General features: G+C 70.3%; 2 protein-coding genes. Both read right to left on the reverse strand.

Going from position 1 to position 1542, the window contains the following annotated elements; translation table 11 throughout:
• Nucleotides 1-92 precede the first annotated feature (92 nt).
• Nucleotides 93-563 carry an ATP-binding protein gene (locus ACYVE7_RS33810; RefSeq protein WP_460370620.1) on the reverse strand — a complete coding sequence of 157 codons (471 nt, stop codon included), beginning with the start codon at nt 561-563 and terminating at the stop codon, nt 93-95.
• 496 nt (nt 564-1059) lie between these two features.
• Nucleotides 1060-1266: a DUF3040 domain-containing protein gene (locus ACYVE7_RS33815; protein ID WP_460370622.1), complete on the reverse strand. Its 207-nt coding sequence runs from the start codon at nt 1264-1266 to the stop codon at nt 1060-1062.
• Nucleotides 1267-1542 lie beyond the last annotated feature (276 nt).

The raw sequence follows: 1542 nt of genomic DNA on the forward strand, positions 1-1542 counted from the left end.
TCGAGAAGATCGGGAGCGCGAGGGGTTTTCTGGCGGTCTGCCGGGGTGCCCGCTGCGGTAGCCGCGGCGCTGGTCAGGCGGCGCGGCGCTGGTCAGGCGGACAGGCCAGCGAGGTGGCGGGTGAACCAGACGGTCTTGCCGGGGTGGCGGGGGGTGCTGCCGCGGGCGGCGGCCAGGGCGGTGACCGTCAGGGGGCCGCGGCCGCGCTCGGCGTCCCCGGGGCGGGGCTGCCTGTCGGTGGTGGGCGCGGGTGCGGGGCTGTCGTCGGTGATCTCGCCGCGGAGCAGGAGGCCCTCGAGGGTGAGGCTGAGATGGATGGCGCCGTGGCCGTGGACGACGGCGTTGGCGACGAGTTCGTCGACCATGAGGACGACGTCGTCGATGTCGGCGGGGTCGGTGAGCTTCCACGCGGCGAGCTCGCCGCGGGTGAGGGCGCGGGCTTTGGACGGCGCGCGCAGGTCGGCGGGCAGGTCCCAGGCGGCGGTGCGGTCGCCTGTTCCGTCGTCGCTTTCCGTGCAGGGGCCGATCAGTCCGAGCCGTTGTGCGTTGAGTTGTGCGTCCACTGCCCGTCTCCTCCCGATCGCTGGGCCGGCCGGTGGCCGCACGTGACGCGCGGCCCTCTTCTACGCATGTTCCCGTTCGTGGCGGAGAAAATTGCATCTGGTTGAGGTCTGGCCGAAACGGAAGACTTGTGTGGCGCGTCCCTTCTCTGCACGGGTTCCTCCTGACCTGCCCCGGGCCGACATTTCGTGCGACCTTCACCAACAGGGACGCCCCGCACACCCCGCCGGTGCACGTGAGCTGAGTCACATGACTGCCTCGGCTGAGAGGCGTGGTGCGGGCGGGAACAGGCAGTGCCGTGGAGGCGTTAGAGTAGGCGTGCCGGTGTGGATTTGTGTCCCCGGGCCTCAACAAACGCCTTCGCGGAATACCGTTCGGCTGGAGCCGCGTTGTGCATATCGCCGAGAGGTGACCACCACACCGGCCTGACGTGGCCAAGGCCCCGTCCCAGGGTTTCAGATCCCGGGGCGGGGCCTTGTGCGTGGGCCGTCCTCGCCTCTACTGCGAGAAGAAGACCGCGACGGCGGTGCCGAGCGCGGTCATCAGCCCGACGAGCGCGACGATCACCGCGGTGATGATCCTCTCGCGTCGGCTCCGGCGGCTCTTGCCGAACTTCTCCAGCCGCTCGGCGAGCTTCGGATCGTCCTGGCTGAGCCGGGATGCGATCTCTGTGAGGATCCGCTCCTCGTCCATCGAGAGCGCCATACCGCACCTCCGGGGGTCACATTGGTGACCTTCTTCCCCCTGGTGCGGTGTTTCTATCCTCGTTTCCGGGTCGTTCATCGCCGGATCGTGAGATGGGTCACCCCTGAGCGGTGACCGAGCGTGCCGGGACGGATTCGGCGTGTCCGCGGTCGAGCGCGGTGACCGTGTAGGTGTAGGCGGCGCCGGGCTTGGCGGTCCGGTCGGTGTAGGACGTGCCACGGGTCGTGCCGATCAGCTCGGCGGGCCGGACCGGCGCGCAGCCGGCGGCCGCGCCGG

The sequence above is a fragment of the Actinocorallia lasiicapitis genome (assembly GCF_054778695.1).

What these genes read in the sequence shown, in the direction of transcription:
- ACYVE7_RS33815 (WP_460370622.1), bottom strand. Translation starts at nt 1,266, where the DNA reads ATGGCGCTCTCGATGGACGAGGAGCGGATCCTCACAGAGATCGCATCC.